Here is a 15,811-nt window from a genome sequence, read left to right as displayed (position 1 = left end):
TCAGCCCCGGGAGGCGTCGAGACCGGCGGCGGACGCGGCGGCGGCCGCGGTGCCGGGCGGGGCGTCGGGCGCGGCCGCGGTGGCGGGCGCGGTGGTGTCCTGGCGGACGTCGTCGACCAGCCGGCCGTCGCGCATCCGGATCAGCCGGGGGACCCGCGCGCCGATGGCGCTGTCGTGGGTGACCAGCACGATCGTCTGGCCCTCGTCCCGGTTGAGCTCGCACAGCAGGTCCATGACCTGGTCGGCCATCGCGCTGTCGAGGTTCCCGGTCGGTTCGTCCGCCCACACGACGGCCGGACGTCCGGCCAGGGCGCGGGCGATGGTCACCCGCTGCTGCTCACCCCCGGACATCTCGCTCGGCCGGTGCCCGACCCGGTGGCCGAGGCCCACCCGGTCGAGCATGGCCAGCGCCCTGCGCCGCGCCTCGTGCGGCCGGCTGCCCACGAGCAGCAGGGGCAGCTCGACGTTCTCCACGGCGGAGAAGACCGGGATGAGGTTGAACGCCTGGAAGACGAAGCCCATGGAGTGCGCCCGGTGCTCCGTGCGCGCCGCGTCCGACATCGCGAACAGGTCGTGACCGTCGACCTCCACCCGGCCGCCGTCGATGTCGTCGAGCCCCGACAGGCAGTTCAGCAGCGTGGTCTTCCCGGAGCCGGACGGTCCCATGACCCCCACCATCTCCCCGTGCCGCACCACCAGGTCGAGGTCGAGCAGGGCGGTGACCTCCACCGAGCCCGTCCGGTAGACCTTGCGCACCCCGGTGGCGACGAGGAGCGCCCGGTCGGCGTTCGTGGTGTTCGTGGTGTCCATACCCACCTCCGGAAGGACGGGAGGTCATGGCTGTCCGGTCCCGCGGGAGGGCCCGGCAGCCCCTGCCGCCGGCCCGCCGGGAGTCCCGCGCCGACGGCTGCGCCGCCTCGGCCGGGTGCCCCGCGGCCGGGTGTCCCGCGGCCGGGCGCGTCGCCGGACGGCGGTCGCGGCCGGTGTTCCCGGGCCCGTGGCGGCGCGGGCGAGGCATACAGGTCCAGTTTAACGAGACGCCCGGCGGGATTCCCGGCCGAGCGCCTCGCGGGCGGCCGTTCGGTCCGTGTGCGCGTTCGACCGGAAAGCCCCTGTCCGAACCGTTCGGCCGCCCGTAACAATGCCTTCTCGGCCTGACCGGCCGCCCGCGACCAGAAGGAGTCACCACAGATGCGTCGCCTTCGTTCCGTCTGCCTGGCCCTCGCCGGCACCGCGGCGATGTTCGCCCTGTCCGCCGCGCCCGCCCAGGCCGCCCCCGGGGACGTCTCCACCTCCTGCGCGAGCGTCCTCACACCGGCCGGCTACGTCGACGTCAGCTGGGGCTACAGCAGCAGTTGCGGCACGCAGAGCTTCAGCCCGAACATCAAGCAGATCAAGCAGCTCACCGGCCTGCCGGTCGGCACCGTGGTCAGCGCCTGCGCCTCCACCTACCAGCCCGCCGGCTGGGTCCAGACCAGCTCGTACTACAGCAGCAGCTGCGTCTATTCCTCGGTCCCCAGCTTCAGCAACAACGCCTGGCAGCTGAAGCGCGTCTCCTGACCCGAAGGCGCGGCGAGGCCCCTCGTCGAGCCGGGTGAACGGCGTCCGGGCGGCGCCCGCGCGGTGAGCGCGGACGCCGCCCGGAGCGACGTCGGCGGCGAGGAGAGCGAAGGAACTCGTTTCAGAAGGTGAGTTGAGAAGGAAGCCCCTTCATGGCCTCGCCGCGGGCAACGCTAGCACTCAGGCCGGGATCAGGTCGCGGAGATTCCCCGGGGTGACGACCCGGGAGTCCGGGTGCAGCCCCTCGGGGCGTTCGAGACCGATGTACAGCACCGGCTCGTCCGGAACCGGTCCGCCGTCCCACAGCTCCACGACCGTGGCGTCGCCGGACATCAGGCCGACCAGGTGGCGGACCGTCAGGTACTCGCGCTCGACCACGGCGCGCACCACCTTGGACACCGACACCTGGTTCTCCTCGACCCGGTTGGCCGACGAGACGCCCCTCAGGTACAGGTGCAGCCACTTCACGCGCCACCGGCCGTCGTCCCCGCGCCGGAACACCAGCGGCAGCGCCACCCGGCCCGCCCCGCGGAGATCCGACTTCATCCGCACCGTGCGCGGCTCGAACGGGCGGCCCTTCTGCTCGTCGTCGCGCAGCATGAAACCGAAGAACGACTCCTCGACCTCCTCGAAGCCCTCGCCGGCGAAGATGTTGACCTGCGGGACGACGAAGGTGCTGCGCACCCGGTCCAGGGACAGGTCGATGAACTCCGAGGCCCCGTCGGGCGCCTCGGTGACATCGCCCGAGTGCCGGCCCCCGACGGCGGTGAGGGAGGTGTAGGACAGCCAGGAGTCGGTGCTGTAGTCCGTGTGGAGGAGCAGCGCCGAGAGGTCGTAGTCGGTCCGCTGCCCGGCCTCCTTCCAGTACACGAAGAAGCGCAGCCGTTCGCCCTCGACGGCCGAGACCGAACCGCGCGGCAGGACGCCGAGCCCGGCCGCGGTCGCCCTGCCGCTGAGGGGGAGCGCCACGTCGAGGACGTCGGGGCCGAGCAGCAGCCGTCCCGGCGTGGGGAGGCGGCGCCGCGTCTCGGCGTCGAGGGCGGCGATCAGGCGGTCACGGTCGGCGGCGGGCACGGGCGGCCGTGCGTCCGGGGTGACCCAGCCGCGGCCCCGGCGGTTGACGAAGATCCGGGGTTCGGCCGTCTCCCGCTCCCGGTTCCGGAAGTGCTCGCGGACCGAGAGCACGACCCGGCCGGAGACCCGGGGGGCGACCTCCACCGCGGCGGCCACCACCGCGTCCCGTTCCCCCTGGTCGGCGGCGATGCGCAGCAGGAGGTCCAGGGCACGGAACAGCTTGCCGGGGGCGGACTTCAGCAGCCGCGTCGCGCCGAGGACGTCGTGGTCGTCGAGCAGCCGCTCGACGCGGCTGTCGAAGGACCGGGCCTCCTTCTCGCCCCGGGCCACCGCGAACACGTCGGCGGCGTGCGGATGGCGGGGGTACTCGTGGGGGTGGAGACGCTCGCCGAGCCGTTTGAAGGGCTCGCGGTGCGCGTGCACGTCGGCCAGCTTGGCGGGGTTCGCCGCGACCACGGAGTCGAGGCCCGCGAGCAGCGCCCGGCGGACCGGCCGCGGCAGGGACCGGAACCGGGTCGGTTCCCGCAGCGTCACGTCGCCGCCCGACAGGGCGCACGCCAGCCGCAGTACGTCGGTGACGGTGTCCAGCAGGAGGTCCGCGCCGGCGGCGAGACGGGCTTCGTTGACCACCGCCCGGTTCTCCCGCACCGGGATCGACTCCGGCTGCGGGCCGGACGCGCACCGCCCGGCGAGCACCTTCAGGTCGCCCAGGTGGTCCTCGCCCAGCGGTGTCGTGCTGCCCGCCAGGGCCAGGTACAGGTCCGTGAGCTCGTCGTCCAGGTCCCGCCCGAGGTGCAGGACGGTCACCCGGTCGCCGGCCGAGGCGATCAGTTCGTCCTGCGCCGCGAGCATCTCCTCGTAGGTGTGCCCGTAGCGGCCGTACGCGGGAAGGCCGAGCAGGTCCAGCACCCCGTGCGACAGCTGGGTCAGCACGTTCTCCCGCGAGGTGTCGTCGGCGAGCGCCCTCGTCACGCACCGCGTCCAGAATTCCTCGGTGTCCGGCACGTTCGCCGGGAAGTCGATGAAGTACGTGTTGTGCCGGACGTGGTCGCCCACCATCTCGCTCACGGCGCGCAGCGTCCGCCGGGCCGTGTGCACGACCGCGGCCTCCGACAGCCCCGACAGCCGCTCCAGCAGCTCCGACGACAGCTTGAAGCCCACGGACGTCAGCGCCGCGTCCAACTGCCGCGCGGCGGCGGCCCCTTCGCCGGCGGAGCCCGCGGGGGAGGGGAGGCGGTGGGTGTGCCGGATGACCAGCGATACGAGACTGTGCGCCATCCGGGGATGATCGCAGAGGTCCGCGAGCCGGCGCGCGGGAGTTTTCCGCACGCCCCGCCGGGCAGCCGCATGCCTCCCGTGGGGAGCCGGGAGGCGCGGCGGACCCGGCCGGCCACGCGGACCGGCACGGCCCGGCGGGAGGATCCCCGCCAGGGGCCCGACCCGCGCCCCCACCATGCACCACGAACCGGCCGACGGAACAGATCGCGGCCGAAAATATCGGTACGGCCCTCGGGGGAGGCGGCCCGGCCCGGCGCACCCGGCCCGGCGCACCCGGCCCGCCGCACCCGGCCCGCCGCCCCGTGGTCCGGCGCCGACGTGAACGCCCGCGCGACCCGGCAGCGGACACCCCGCCCCCGGCGCCGGGCGCTGCCGGAGGGCCCACCGGAGCCACGGACGCGTGCGTGCGGGGAGGCCGCCGGGCGGGAATGCGCATCATCGTCCTCTCCGATGGCGCGCTGGTCCGACGAGATGGATTTGGGTGCGTTCGGGTGGTCCGTCGTCGGTACCGCAACCGCCGGCCGCCCGGCCCGCCTCCTGGACACCGAACGAACGCCGATGTTGGAGGTTGGTTGTATGCCGGAGTGGAACTACTCGCCGACCGCCGTGACGGTGCCCCGGCTGATCCTGGACCCCTACCGCTGCGGTGTCGACGCGAACGCGGCTCTCGACGGAGCGGACGCGGGCGGACGGTGGGGAGACGAGGACTGGCGCGTACCGCCCCGGGCGCGGGCCGGGGAGGAGTCGGAGGAGGGGGCGCGGCGAGCCCCCGAGCCGAGCCGGCGGCCGTCCTTGTCCCCCGCCGACCGCCGCCGTCTGGAACTGCACGCGGCACTCGTCCGGGCAGGAGTCGCGCCCGAACCCGGAGACCTGCACGCCGTGGAGGCGTTGAGCACCCTGGACGACACCGTCAACGACGCCGTCCGACGCTGGATCGCCGCGCACTGAACCCCGTCGCCCTCCCCCGCGGCGGGTTCCGGCGCCGACGGCCGGTCCGCGACCGGGGAGCGCGCGGCCGGGAGTGTGCGGACGGGGAGCGCGCGTGCGGGGACGTACGCGCACGGAGCGCGCCCACGCAGGGCCGGCCGCTCCTTCCGCCTCCCGGAACCGGGTACGGGTCGCCCGGCGCCGGGCGCGGAAGGCGGTGAACGAGGGCGTTCACGGGTCCTGCCGTCAGGTGGTGCGGCCGCGTTCGTCCGGCGCACGGGCCGTCGTACCGGGGCCGGCTGCCGCGGGAGGCATGGGCGGCAGTCCCGCGGCGATGTCCGGCAGCAGCACGGGCTCCAGCCGGACCGACGCCTGAACGCTCAGGTACCGCTCCAGCTCCGGCGGACGGTAGCGCGCGTCCCGGTCGTGGCGCTCCTTGGCGGGCACGGCGAGGAACTCGTTGCCGTCCGGCGCACCGTCGTCGCCGACCGCCCCGCCGAGCGGCCGGTGCAGGGGCTCGGACAGCCGGTACGCCCCCGTCCACGAGGCGTGCACCGGACCCGAACCGTCCGGCCGTACGCGGAATTCGATGCTCCGCTCCGGCTCCATCACCTTCGGCCCGGCCGTGCCGAGCACATCGGGGTCGAACGCCAGCCCGTGCCGGCGGGCCTGGTCGACCATCCACAGCAGGGTGATGTCGGACAGCCCCGTCTCCTCGTAGCCGCCTCCCACATCGCAGTGCACCCCGGCGAACCACACCTGCTTCAGCTCCTGTCCCTGCTCGGCGGCGCCGGGCTGCTGGTGCCACAGGGCCGGCCGGAACGCCGAACGCTGTTCGTCGACGGCCAGCGCGTGGAAGGCCGCCCCCACCCAGCTGCTCAGCTCGGTGTCGTGGAACGCCCAGCGGCGGTTGAACCGGTTCACCGCCGGCTGCAGCCACGTGGCGTCCGGGACGGGGATGCCCAGGGCGCCCACCGTGTCCCACACCCCGATGAAGTGGATCCGCGTCTCGTGCGCGTACGAGCGGCGGAACAGCGTCGAGGCCGCGCCGGTCGGCCGCTCGATCCGGTCGCGGTACAGAGCCCAGGCCTCCGGGACCCGGTCGACGTGGTCCCGGCGCAGGACGCCGCAGTTGCGCAGCAGCCCCGCCAGGCTCCGCGCGGTGAACGCCCCCCGGCTGAAACCGAAGAGGAACAGCTCGTCGTCGGGTTCGTACGCCTCGACGAGGAACCGGTAGGCGTCCAGGACGTTCCGGGACAGTCCCGCGCCGAACGCGCCACCGGACAGTCGCTCGCGCCGACGGGTGCCCACACCACGGTGGTAGTAGACGCGCTGCTCCTTACCGGCCTCGTACCCGGGGCGCACGGACAGGGCGACCTTGGCGACGTTGGTCCTGCTCGGTTGGTCGGCGAAGTTCCACGTGCCGTCGCAGCAGACGACCAGGCGCTTGGCCATGACGATCCCTCCTCGCACGAGCGTGGAGCGGCGCCAAGCACACCGTCCATGTTTCCACCACTCGGCGGGCGGTGCCATCCGGCCCCCGCCCGCGCACGGCGGCCGGGACGGGCGCGGGTCGTCGAGGCGACTAAAATGGGGAGCCGGTACATGTCGCACACAGCCGGACGTCCCTGCCCCGGTGAACACGTCCGCGCGCCCCGCACGCGGTGTCCGCCGCGAAGTGACCGGTTCCGGCGTCATCACTCAGGAGAGGGCGGCGCCAACGTCACCCCTGAGGCACCGTCGGCCGTACCCCGGACACGGTTCCCGGGTTCGTTCTCCCCCGGGGCGCCGAGGTCCCCGGTTCGCGCCTGACCCGGCCGATGCCCGCCCCGGCCGTCTCCCGCCCGTCGTCCACGTCCGGCAGTACCCGGGAAGTCGTTCCGTCACGTCGGCGGGGTCCGCTAGCGGTTGACGGATTTCATCCCCGCCTCGTCGTAGCGCTCGCCCGCCGCCTCGGGCAGCTCCGCGTCGATGCGGGCCAGGTCGTCCCCGGTCAGCGTGATCTCGACCGCGGCGGCGTTCTGTTCCAGATAGGCGCGGCGCTTGGTGCCCGGGATCGGCACCAGGTCCTCGCCCCTGGCCAGCACCCAGGCGATGGCCAGCTGCGCCGGGGTCACCTCCTTCTCGGCGGCGATCTCCTTCACCTTCGCCGCCAGCCGGAGGTTCGCCTCCAGGTTGGCGTCCTGGAAGCGCGGGTTCTCGCGGCGCCAGTCGTTCGCGTCCAGTTCCTCCGGCGAGGCGAACCGCCCGGCGAGGAAACCGCGGCCGAGCGGCGAGTACGGCACGAAGCCGATGCCCAGCTCACGGCAGGCGGGCAGCACCTCGGCCTCCACGTCCCTGGACCACAGCGAGTACTCGCTCTGCACCGCGGTGACCGGGTGCACGGCGTGCGCGCGCCGGATGGTCTCCGCGCTCGCCTCGCTCAGACCGATGTACCGGACCTTGCCCTCGGCGACCAGCTCGCCCAGCGCGCCCGCCGTCTCCTCGATCGGTACGTTCGGGTCGACCCGGTGCTGGTAGTACAGGTCGATGTGGTCGGTCCCCAGACGCTCCAGGGAACCGTGGACCGAACTCCGGACGTGCTCGGCCGAGCCGTCCTGCGGACCGACCGTGCTGATGTCGCCGGGTACCGCGTCGTCCATCCGGTAGTTGAACTTCGTCGCGATCACGTACTCGTCGCGATGCCCCCGGACCGCCTCGCCGACGAGCGACTCGTTCGTGAGCGGCCCGTACATCTGCGCGGTGTCCAGGAAGTTCACCCCGAGGTCGAGGGCGCGCCGGATGGTCGCGATCCCCTCCTCCCGGTCGGTGGATCCGTAGAAGGCGGACATGCCCATGCACCCCAGGCCGATGGCCGATACCCGGAGGTCCCGCAGACTGCGCTCCCGCATGTCGTGTCCCCATCTCTCTGTACGCGTGTTCATCGTCCGGACGGCACGACGCCCCTCCTCCATCAAGCGTCGGATTCCACCGTCCGGCATCCCGTGAGGGGAATCGGACGGCTCGGGCCTCGTGCGCCGCGGTGCCTGCGACGTTACGGCCTGGAGCGCACTCCAGGGCAAGTCGTCCGTCCAGGGGCCCGCCACGGCCGGACGCGTCTGCACACCGCGTCCGACGCACCGCGCCCGGTGCGTGCCCGCTGCCGCTGATCCCGGCGTCCGGCCGCGCCGGTCACAGGGCGCCGGCGGCGCGGACCAGTCCCGCGACCGCCGTCGATCGGCTGTGCGGGGGCCAGGCGATGACCGTGGTGACGCGGGGGGCGTCGAGGACCGGTACGGCGGTGAGGCCCTCGCGCAGACCGGCGCGGCCCGACTCCGGGACGACCGCGCAGGCCCGGCCGAGGGCGATGAGCTGGGTGAGCTGGGTGTGGTCGCGCACCTGCGGGCCGGGCCCGTCCGGGAAGGTGCCGTCGGGACGCGGCCACCGGGGGAGGGGCAGGCCGGGAAGGCCGGTGACCTCGGCCAGCCGCAGGTGGGGGCGGACGCCGAGGGGATGGGCCGCCGGGAGGATCACGACCTGCCCCTCGGTGTGCAGGTCCTCGGTGTCGAAGCCGGCCGTGTCGTCGAACGGCCGGTGCAGCAGGGCCACGTCGGCCCGCCCGTCGCGCAGTACCCCTGCCTGCTCACCCGGTCCGCACAGCACGACGTCCACGGCGACCGCGCCGGCTTCGGCGGCGTAGGCGTCGAGGAGTTTCGCCAGCAGTTCGCCGGAGGCGCCCGCCTTCGCGGCGAGGACCACGGCGGGGCGGCCGGTCGCGGCGCGGGCGGCCCGGCGGGTGCGCCGCTCGGCGGCCTCCACGGCGTCCAGCGCCGCCCGCGCCTCCCGCAGCAGCACCGCCCCGGCCCCGGTCAGGGTGACGCCCCGGCTGCCGCGCTCCAGGAGGGCGGCGTCCAGGCGCCGTTCGAGCCCCCCGATCGCCCGGGACAGCGGGGGCTGGGCGATCCCGAGCCGCCGCGCGGCCCGCCCGAAGTGCAACTCCTCGGCGACCGCGACGAAGTACCGCAGCTCACGTGTTTCCACCTCGCCAGCGTAACCGGGCCGGCCAGGGGTGATACCCGGACGGTATCGCCGCCCACCCGATCGGTCTTGGACGCCCTGCCGGGTGCGGGAGAAGGATCGATGCCATGAGCGAGACGAACAGCGTGAACAGTGGGAACGGCGTGAACGGCGGGAACGGACAGAAGGTCGCGTTGGTGACCGGCGCCAACAAGGGCATCGGGTACGAGATCGCCGCCGGACTGGGTGCCCTCGGCTGGTCCGTCGGGATCGGTGCGCGCGACGGGGAGCGGCGCGAGGCCGCCGTGGAGAAGCTGCGCGCGGCCGGGGCCGACGTGTTCGGCGTGCCGCTGGACGTGACCGACGAGGAGAGCGTGACGGCGGCGGCCCGCCTGGTGGAGGAGCGGGCCGGACGGCTGGACGCGCTCGTCAACAACGCGGGCGTCACCGGTGGCGGGCCGCAGGAGCCCACCACGGTCGACGTCGACCGGGTGCGGGCGGCCGTGGAGACCAACGTGATCGGCGTCATCCGCGTCACCAACGCCCTGCTGCCGCTGCTGCGCCGCTCGCCGGCGCCGCGGATCGTGAACGTCTCCAGCAGCGTCGGCTCCCTGACGCTCCAGAGCACGCCCGGCGCCGAGACGGGCCCCCTCTCCGTCGCCTACGCGCCGTCGAAGACGTTCCTCAACGCCGTCACCGTGCAGTACGCCAAGGAGCTGGCCGGCACCGGCATCCTGATCAACGCCGTCTGCCCCGGCTTCACGGCGACCGACCTCAACGGCTTCCGGGGAGTGCGCACCCCGCAGCAGGGCGCGGCCTGCGCGATCCGGCTGGCGACCGGGCCGGCAGACGGGCCGACGGGCCGCTTCTTCGACGACGAGGGCGAGGTGCCCTGGTGACGGGCGGCGGGACGGTTCGGACGGCCGTACGGTCCGGACCGTCCCGCACCACCCGGCGGAGGCGGCACCGGGGCGTCCGGGTGACCGGCGCGCCCGCACGACCGGTGCGTCCGGCCGCATCGCCCCGCCCGTCCGGCCGGAGCTGCGGACGGGCGGCCCACGGGGAGGGGCCGGCGGGGACCGGCGGGGCATCACCCGCCGAGGGGCCGTGTCACGGGTGCGGTGGCACAAATTCTGTCGCCGTCGACGCAGAAATCCGATTCATGTGCGGTGAGGGTATGTCGGCGGACGACTCGAGGAATAGTGGAGGCTTTGCCGGGGATCGCTCGGGCGGCTATTTCGTGCTACGGTTCTTCCAGTTGCAGTTGTGGTTCCCGAAAACTTACAAGTGCTCCTGCTGTCCTCCGGGTCGGCTGGTGCACTTTTTAATGCCGGTTTTTATTCCGGACGGGGTCATCATCACGGCGACGCGGGACCTGCACAGTGCAGGTCCCACGGGTAATGCCCCGAAGGAGATATGACATGGCTACTGGCACCGTGAAGTGGTTCAACGCGGAAAAGGGCTTCGGCTTCATCGAGCAGGACGGCGGCGGCGCCGACGTCTTCGCCCACTACTCGAACATCGCCACCTCCGGCTTCCGTGAGCTGCAGGAGGGCCAGAAGGTGAGCTTCGACGTCACGCAGGGCCAGAAGGGCCCGCAGGCGGAGAACATCGTTCCCGCCTGATCACGGCGCACGCACGACGGCTGGGCCCGCACCGATCGGTGCGGGCCCAGCCGTTTGCCGCCCGTCCGCTCGGACCGTCCCGTCCGCCCGGACCACGGGCGGCCGATTCGTCCCCGCAAGGGGAGATCCCGATCCGGGAGAATTCGAATTCAGATTTCGTGTTATCGTCCCACTGAATTCATTCATTGCTCCGCGGGTGCCGGGTGCTATTCAGTGCCTGCGTCTTCGGTGTGTCGGTGTGCGGCGTGAGGCACCCGCCGCGCACCCGACCGGCTGTGGCAGGGAGGGAAGAAATGGCGACCGGCACGGTGAAGTGGTTCAACGCGGCACGGGGCTTCGGTTTCATCGAGCAGGACGGCAGCGGCGCGGACGTCTACGCCCACTACGCCTACATCGCCGATCACGGGCTCGTGGGCCTCCTGGCGGGCCAGAGGGTGACGTTCGACGCCGTGTACGGACGCAAGTGCCCGTACGCGGAGAACATCGTCACCTGACCTCCAGGCCGCCCCGAGCGCCTCGCCCTCCCCGAGCGCCCCGGCGGGGGCAGGAGGCCGCTCGGCAGGGTGCGGCGCGGCCCGTCAGGTGTCCTTCGGCGCCGGTGCCGCCACCGGTACCGGGTCCGGCCCGGTGGGCCGGGCCGTCGCGCGGCGGGGGAGCAGCAGGGGGGTCGCCAGCAGGAGCACGCCCGCCAGGCCGATCGCCGCCCGCGGGCCCAGCAGGCTCCCCAGCACACCCCAGGCCGCCGTCAGGACCGCGGTCGAGGCCTTGGTCGTCACCGCCCAGGCCGACAGCGTGCGGGCGACCCGGTCGGTCGCGGTGCGCTCGAGGCGGTAGGTCGCGTGGACGGGGTTGAAGACCCCGCAGCAGAAGACGAGCCCGAGTTCGACGCCCATCACCAGCAGCAGACCTCCGGTGCCGGGTCCGAGGAAGGCCAGGCCGACGGGCCACACCGCGCGCAGCGTCCCGAACACGAGCAGGATCCGCCGCTGCCCGAACCGCGTGACCAGCGACGGTGCCAGCCGCGAACCGAGCAGCCCGCCGATCGAGGGCACGGCGAAGGCCAGGCCGTACTGCCACGGGGCGAACCCGAGCCGGCCGAGCATCAGCACGGTCAGCAGCGGTGAGACGGCCGTCACCAGGCCGTTGAACAAGGCGGTGTTGAGGAACAGCGGACGCAGCGCCGCGTCGGCGAGGACGTACCGCCAGCCGTCGAGCAGGTCCGCGGCCCGCACGCGCGAGGTCTCCCGGCGCTCGGGCCGGGGCTCGCCCCCGCCCATCGCGCGCAGGCCGAGGGCCGACAACAGGTAGCCGGCCGCGTCGGCCACCACCGTCGCCACCGGGCCGAGGAGCCCGATCGCCGCACCGCCCAGCGGCGGTCCGACGATCGCGGTCGTCCAGGCCGTGGACTCGAGGCGGGCGTTGGCGACGAGCAGGTCCCCGGCCGGCAGCAGCGTCTTGAGGTGGGCGCCGGAGGCGGCGCGGAAGGTGATGTCGGCCGCCGCGACGACGACCGAGACCAGCAGGAGCTGGAGGAAGGTGAGCACGCCGAGCGCGAACGACGCGGGGATCGTCAGCAGCGCCGCGCACCGCACCAGGTCCGTCGCGATCAGCACCGGCCGCTTGCGCCGGAACTCCACCCACGGGCCGAGCGGCACCGCCACCACCGCGCCCACCGCCGCCCCCACGGAGGCGAGCGCCGCGACCTCGGCCGGTCCGGCGTGCAGCACCTGGACGGCGATCAGCGGGAACGCGCCGAAGGCGAGCCAGGTGCCGAGCGCGCTCGTCGCATACGCTCCCCAGAACCACCCGAACCCCCGCCCCAGGCGGTGCCTGCGCCGACGCCTCCGCCGGTGCCCGAGCGACTGTCCCGGTCGGTGCCCGCTTCCCATGCCTGACGTCCCCGTCCCTGATCCGCACAACCGACAAGCGATCGGACGCATCAAAGCGAAGGCCCCGGCCGGGAATCAAACAACGGACGGGCCACCCGTCACAACCGAACGTTGTGGCCCTAGGGTGTCGGCATGGACCTCGACACCGTCCGGACGTTCGTCGCCGCCGCCGACACGGGACGGTTCCAGGAGGCCGCCACCGAGCTGGCGGTCACCCAGCAGGCCGTCTCCAAACGCATCGCCGCGCTGGAGCGCGGCCTCGGAGTGCGGCTGTTCACCCGGACCGCGCGCGGGGCCGAACTCACCATCGACGGGCAGGCGTTCCTGCCCCACGCGCGCGAACTGCTGCGCGTCGCCGAGCGCGCGGCCGCCTCCGTGCGCACCGGCCGGCGTCCGCTGCGCGTCGACATCATCGCCTCGCGCGGCGCGGCGTCGGGGCTCATGCGCGCCTTCCACCGCACGCACCCCGAGGTCGAGCTCGACGTGGTGATGCTCCTCGACATCGAGACCGCCGTCGCCGCCGTCCGCTCCGGCACGATCGACGCGTCCTTCCGCGCGGTCGCCGCGCCCGGCAGGCCCCTGCCGGAGGACATCGAGTCGGTCCGGGTGCTCGACGAGCCGCTCCAGCTCCTCACCGGCCCCGCCCACGCGCTGGCGGGCGCCCGGTCGGTGACCATGGCACGACTCACCGGACACCGGATCTGGATGCCCGGCATCGTCCCCGGCACCGAATGGGCCGCCTACTACGACGACCTCGTGGCCGGGTTCGGCCTCACCATCGAGGCGACCGGCCCCAACTTCGGCTCCGACGCCCTCCTCGACACCGTCGCCGACACCCCCGCCCTGGCCACCTTCATGGGCGGACACACCCGCCTGGTCTGGCCGGCCGGCCACGGCCTGCGCCGCATCCCGGTGACCGACCCGACGCCCGTCTACCCGCACTCGCTCCTCTGGCACCGCGACAACCCCCACCCGGCGCTGGCCACCCTCCGCGCCCACCTCGCCACCGCGGCGGCCGGCCATGACGCCGCCGGGACCTGGAGGCCCGGCTGGGTGCTTCAGCACTGACCGCCCCCGCGGCCCCGCCCCCGCGGCCCCGCCCCCGCGGCCCCGCTCACGCGGCCCCGCTCACGCCGGCCCGGGCGCGGCGGCGGGCTCCAGCCGGACCACGATCCCCTTCGACGTCGGCTGGTTGCTCTTGTCGGCCACGCTCTCCAGGGGCACCAGGACGTTGGTCTCCGGGTAGTAGGCGGCGGCACAGCCGCGCGTGGTCGGGTACGGGACCACGCGGAAGCCCTCGGCGCGGCGCTCGGCGTCGTCCTGCCACACACCGACCAGGTCGACGTGCTGCCCCTCGGCGAGACCGAGACCGGTGATGTCCTCCGGGTTGACGAGCACCACCCGCCGGCTGCCGTGGATGCCCCGGTAGCGGTCGTTCGACGTGTAGGGCACGGTGTTCCACTGGTCGTGCGAGCGCAGGGTCTGCAGCAGCAGGTGCCCCTCGGGGGCGCGCAGCATCTCCCAGGCGTTCCGGGTGAACAGCGCCTTGCCCGCGGGGTTGTGGTAGACGCCCTCGTTGACCGGGTTCGGCAGCTGGATGCCGCCGGGACGCGTCACACGCCGGTTGAAGTCGTGCAGGCCGGGGATGACGCGGGAGATGCGGTCGCGGATCGTGCCGTAGTCGGCCTCGAACTCCTCCCACGGGATGTCGGCCCCCGCCCCGTCGAGGGTGCGGCGGGCGAGCCGGCACAGAATGGCGACCTCGCTGAGCAGCAGGGGGGACGCGGGCTGGAGACGGCCGCGGGAGGTGTGCACCTCGCTCATCGAGTTCTCCACGGTGACGAACTGCTCCCCGTCGGTCTGGACGTCCCGTTCGGTGCGACCGAGGGTCGGCAGGATGAGCGCGGTCTCGCCGCAGACGGTGTGCGACCGGTTGAGCTTGGTGGAGATGTGGACGGTCGTACGGCAGCCGCGCATGGCCTCCTCGGTGATCTCGCTGTCCGGAGCGGCGCGGACGAAATTGCCGGCCAGCGCCAGGAAGAACTTGATGCGGCCTTCGCGCATCGCCTTGATCGAGTTGACGGAGTCCAGCCCGTGGGCGCGCGGCGGATCGAAGCCGAACTCCTCCTGGAGCGCGTCGAGGAACTCGTCCGGCATCTGCTCCCAGATGCCCATCGTGCGGTCGCCCTGCACGTTGCTGTGCCCGCGCACCGGGCAGGCACCGGTCCCGGTCCGGCCCACGTTGCCGCGCAGCAGCAGGAAGTTCACGATCTCCCGGATGGTGGGCACGGCGTGCTTGTGCTGCGTGATCCCCATCGCCCAGCAGACGATGACGCGGTCGCTGCGCAGCACCTCGTCCCGGACCTGCTCGATCTCCTCGCGCGTCAGCCCGGTCGCGGCGAGGATGTCCCTCCACTCGACGGTGCGGGCGTGCTCGGCGAACTCCTCGAAGCCCGCGGTGTCGGACGCGATGAAGTCGCGGGCGAGCACCTGGCCCGGCCGGGCGTCCTCGGCCTCCAGCAGCAGCCGGTTGACGCCCTGGAACAGCGCGAGGTCGCCGCCGTTGCGGATGTGGAGGAACCGGTCGGCGATCTCGACGCCCTGCCCGATCACCCCGCGCGGCTTCTGCGGGTTCTTGAACCTCAGCAGACCGGCTTCCGGCAGCGGGTTCACCGCGATGACACGGGCGCCGTTGCGCTTGGCCTCCTCGAGCGCGGACAGCTGCCGCGGGTGGTTGCTGCCGGGGTTCTGCCCCACCAGGAAGATCAGGTCGGTGTGGTGGAGGTCGTCGAGGCTGACCGTTCCCTTGCCGGTGCCCAGGGTCTCGTGCAGGGCGAACCCGCTGGACTCGTGGCACATGTTGCTGCAGTCGGGCAGGTTGTTGGTGCCCAGCGCCCTGGCGAACAGCTGCAGGACGAACGCGGCCTCGTTGCTGGCCCGGCCGGAGGTGTAGAAGACGGCCTCGTCGGGGGAGTCGAGCGACGTCAGCTCCGCGGCGAGCAGGCCGAAGGCGTCGTTCCAGCTGATGGGCTCGTAATGGTCGGATCCCGGCCGCTTGACCACCGGCTCGGTCAGCCGCCCCTGCTGGTTCAGCCACGCGTCGGAGCGCCGGCCCAGCTCGGACACCGGGTACCTGCGGAAGAAGTCGGCGGTGACGCGCCGCGTCGTCGCCTCGTCGTTGATGTGCTTGGCGCCGTTCTCGCAGTACTCGTTGCGGTGCCGGTGGCCCGGCGCGGGGTCCGCCCAGGCGCAACCGGGGCAGTCGATGCCGCCCACCTGGTTCATGGTCAGCAGCGTCCGCCCGGCGTTGCGGGGCGAGGTCTCCTGCAGGGAGTACTCCATCGCATGGGTCACCGCGGGCACGCCCGCGGCCCACTTCTTGGGCGGGGTCACGGTCAGAGCCTCGGTCGGCTCGTCACCGGGCGCCTTCTTCATCAGCTTGCCTTTCGCTCACGCCGTCGC

At 73.3% G+C, this 15,811-nt stretch carries 13 protein-coding genes; 6 read left to right on the top strand and 7 right to left on the bottom strand.

All coding sequences use genetic code 11. The features are described 5' to 3' along the window. Complete coding sequence (locus tag ACF09K_RS20110) at positions 1–810, bottom strand: ABC transporter ATP-binding protein (protein WP_392245295.1); 810 nt, start codon at positions 808–810, stop codon at positions 1–3. 381 nt (positions 811–1,191) lie between these two features. On the opposite strand from ACF09K_RS20110, the gene ACF09K_RS20105 reads away from it, so the two are divergent. Beyond that, positions 1,192–1,560: a hypothetical protein gene (locus tag ACF09K_RS20105; RefSeq protein ID WP_392245293.1), complete on the top strand. Its 369-nt coding sequence runs from the start codon at positions 1,192–1,194 to the stop codon at positions 1,558–1,560. A gap of 180 nt (positions 1,561–1,740) precedes the next feature. On the opposite strand, the gene ACF09K_RS20100 is transcribed toward ACF09K_RS20105, so the two are convergent. Next, on the bottom strand, positions 1,741–3,912 hold the full coding sequence (locus ACF09K_RS20100) for a hypothetical protein (RefSeq protein WP_392245292.1): 2,172 nt from the start codon (positions 3,910–3,912) through the stop codon (positions 1,741–1,743). Between the two features lie 576 nt (positions 3,913–4,488). Between ACF09K_RS20100 and ACF09K_RS20095 the strand changes: the two genes are divergently transcribed. Then, a complete protein-coding gene (locus ACF09K_RS20095; protein ID WP_392245290.1) occupies positions 4,489–4,860 on the top strand; it encodes a hypothetical protein in 372 nt (123 codons plus the stop codon). A 225-nt stretch (positions 4,861–5,085) separates the two neighbouring features. Here the strand turns inward: ACF09K_RS20095 and ACF09K_RS20090 are convergent, their stop codons facing one another. The 3 genes from ACF09K_RS20090 to ACF09K_RS20080 all read right to left on the bottom strand — a co-directional run bounded on the left by ACF09K_RS20090 (position 5,086) and on the right by ACF09K_RS20080 (position 8,859). Further along, positions 5,086–6,294 carry a DUF2235 domain-containing protein gene (locus tag ACF09K_RS20090; RefSeq protein ID WP_392245288.1) on the bottom strand — a complete coding sequence of 403 codons (1,209 nt, stop codon included), beginning with the start codon at positions 6,292–6,294 and terminating at the stop codon, positions 5,086–5,088. Between the two features lie 446 nt (positions 6,295–6,740). Next, a complete protein-coding gene (locus ACF09K_RS20085; protein ID WP_392245286.1) occupies positions 6,741–7,730 on the bottom strand; it encodes an aldo/keto reductase in 990 nt (329 codons plus the stop codon). Positions 7,731–8,010: 280 nt separating this feature from the next. Beyond that, on the bottom strand, positions 8,011–8,859 hold the full coding sequence (locus tag ACF09K_RS20080; protein ID WP_392245284.1) for a LysR family transcriptional regulator: 849 nt from the start codon (positions 8,857–8,859) through the stop codon (positions 8,011–8,013). A 104-nt stretch (positions 8,860–8,963) separates the two neighbouring features. Here ACF09K_RS20080 and ACF09K_RS20075 point away from each other — a divergent pair, with 104 nt between their 5' ends. The 3 genes from ACF09K_RS20075 (at position 8,964) to ACF09K_RS20065 (ending at position 10,954) form a co-directional block, all read left to right on the top strand. Then, positions 8,964–9,734, top strand: a complete 771-nt coding sequence (locus tag ACF09K_RS20075) for an SDR family oxidoreductase (protein ID WP_392245283.1) — start codon at positions 8,964–8,966, stop codon at positions 9,732–9,734. 522 nt (positions 9,735–10,256) lie between these two features. Continuing rightward, entirely contained in the window at positions 10,257–10,460 is a 204-nt protein-coding gene (locus ACF09K_RS20070) for a cold-shock protein (protein ID WP_053661143.1), read from the top strand. A gap of 293 nt (positions 10,461–10,753) precedes the next feature. After that, complete coding sequence (locus tag ACF09K_RS20065) at positions 10,754–10,954, top strand: cold-shock protein (RefSeq protein ID WP_392245281.1); 201 nt, start codon at positions 10,754–10,756, stop codon at positions 10,952–10,954. Between the two features lie 84 nt (positions 10,955–11,038). Here ACF09K_RS20065 and ACF09K_RS20060 read toward each other — a convergent pair whose 3' ends face one another. Next, complete coding sequence (locus ACF09K_RS20060; protein WP_392245279.1) at positions 11,039–12,349, bottom strand: MFS transporter; 1,311 nt, start codon at positions 12,347–12,349, stop codon at positions 11,039–11,041. A gap of 132 nt (positions 12,350–12,481) precedes the next feature. Here ACF09K_RS20060 and ACF09K_RS20055 point away from each other — a divergent pair, with 132 nt between their 5' ends. Then, positions 12,482–13,417, top strand: a complete 936-nt coding sequence (locus tag ACF09K_RS20055; RefSeq protein WP_392245277.1) for a LysR family transcriptional regulator — start codon at positions 12,482–12,484, stop codon at positions 13,415–13,417. Positions 13,418–13,477: 60 nt separating this feature from the next. On the opposite strand, the gene ACF09K_RS20050 is transcribed toward ACF09K_RS20055, so the two are convergent. Beyond that, positions 13,478–15,784 (bottom strand): FdhF/YdeP family oxidoreductase, encoded by a 2,307-nt coding sequence (locus ACF09K_RS20050; RefSeq protein WP_392245276.1) that lies wholly within the window; start codon positions 15,782–15,784, stop codon positions 13,478–13,480. Positions 15,785–15,811 lie beyond the last annotated feature (27 nt).

This window comes from Streptomyces sp. NPDC014882, from assembly GCF_043081325.1.
In the GTDB taxonomy this organism is placed as follows: Bacteria; Actinomycetota; Actinomycetes; order Streptomycetales; family Streptomycetaceae; genus Streptomyces.
The sequence above is the reverse complement of the archived record's forward strand: the minus strand, read 5'-3'. Positions and strand labels throughout refer to the sequence as shown.

Bases quoted from the DNA above. Each gene is read 5' to 3' on its own strand.
- ACF09K_RS20110 (WP_392245295.1), bottom strand. From the start codon at position 810: ATGGACACCACGAACACCACGAACGCCGACCGGGCGCTCCTCGTCGCC.
- ACF09K_RS20105 (WP_392245293.1), top strand. From the start codon at position 1,192: ATGCGTCGCCTTCGTTCCGTCTGCCTGGCCCTCGCCGGCACCGCGGCG.
- ACF09K_RS20100 (WP_392245292.1), bottom strand. From the start codon at position 3,912: ATGGCGCACAGTCTCGTATCGCTGGTCATCCGGCACACCCACCGCCTC.
- ACF09K_RS20095 (WP_392245290.1), top strand. From the start codon at position 4,489: ATGCCGGAGTGGAACTACTCGCCGACCGCCGTGACGGTGCCCCGGCTG.
- ACF09K_RS20090 (WP_392245288.1), bottom strand. From the start codon at position 6,294: ATGGCCAAGCGCCTGGTCGTCTGCTGCGACGGCACGTGGAACTTCGCC.
- ACF09K_RS20085 (WP_392245286.1), bottom strand. From the start codon at position 7,730: ATGCGGGAGCGCAGTCTGCGGGACCTCCGGGTATCGGCCATCGGCCTG.
- ACF09K_RS20075 (WP_392245283.1), top strand. From the start codon at position 8,964: ATGAGCGAGACGAACAGCGTGAACAGTGGGAACGGCGTGAACGGCGGG.
- ACF09K_RS20070 (WP_053661143.1), top strand. From the start codon at position 10,257: ATGGCTACTGGCACCGTGAAGTGGTTCAACGCGGAAAAGGGCTTCGGC.
- ACF09K_RS20065 (WP_392245281.1), top strand. From the start codon at position 10,754: ATGGCGACCGGCACGGTGAAGTGGTTCAACGCGGCACGGGGCTTCGGT.
- ACF09K_RS20060 (WP_392245279.1), bottom strand. From the start codon at position 12,349: ATGGGAAGCGGGCACCGACCGGGACAGTCGCTCGGGCACCGGCGGAGG.
- ACF09K_RS20055 (WP_392245277.1), top strand. From the start codon at position 12,482: ATGGACCTCGACACCGTCCGGACGTTCGTCGCCGCCGCCGACACGGGA.
- ACF09K_RS20050 (WP_392245276.1), bottom strand. From the start codon at position 15,784: ATGAAGAAGGCGCCCGGTGACGAGCCGACCGAGGCTCTGACCGTGACC.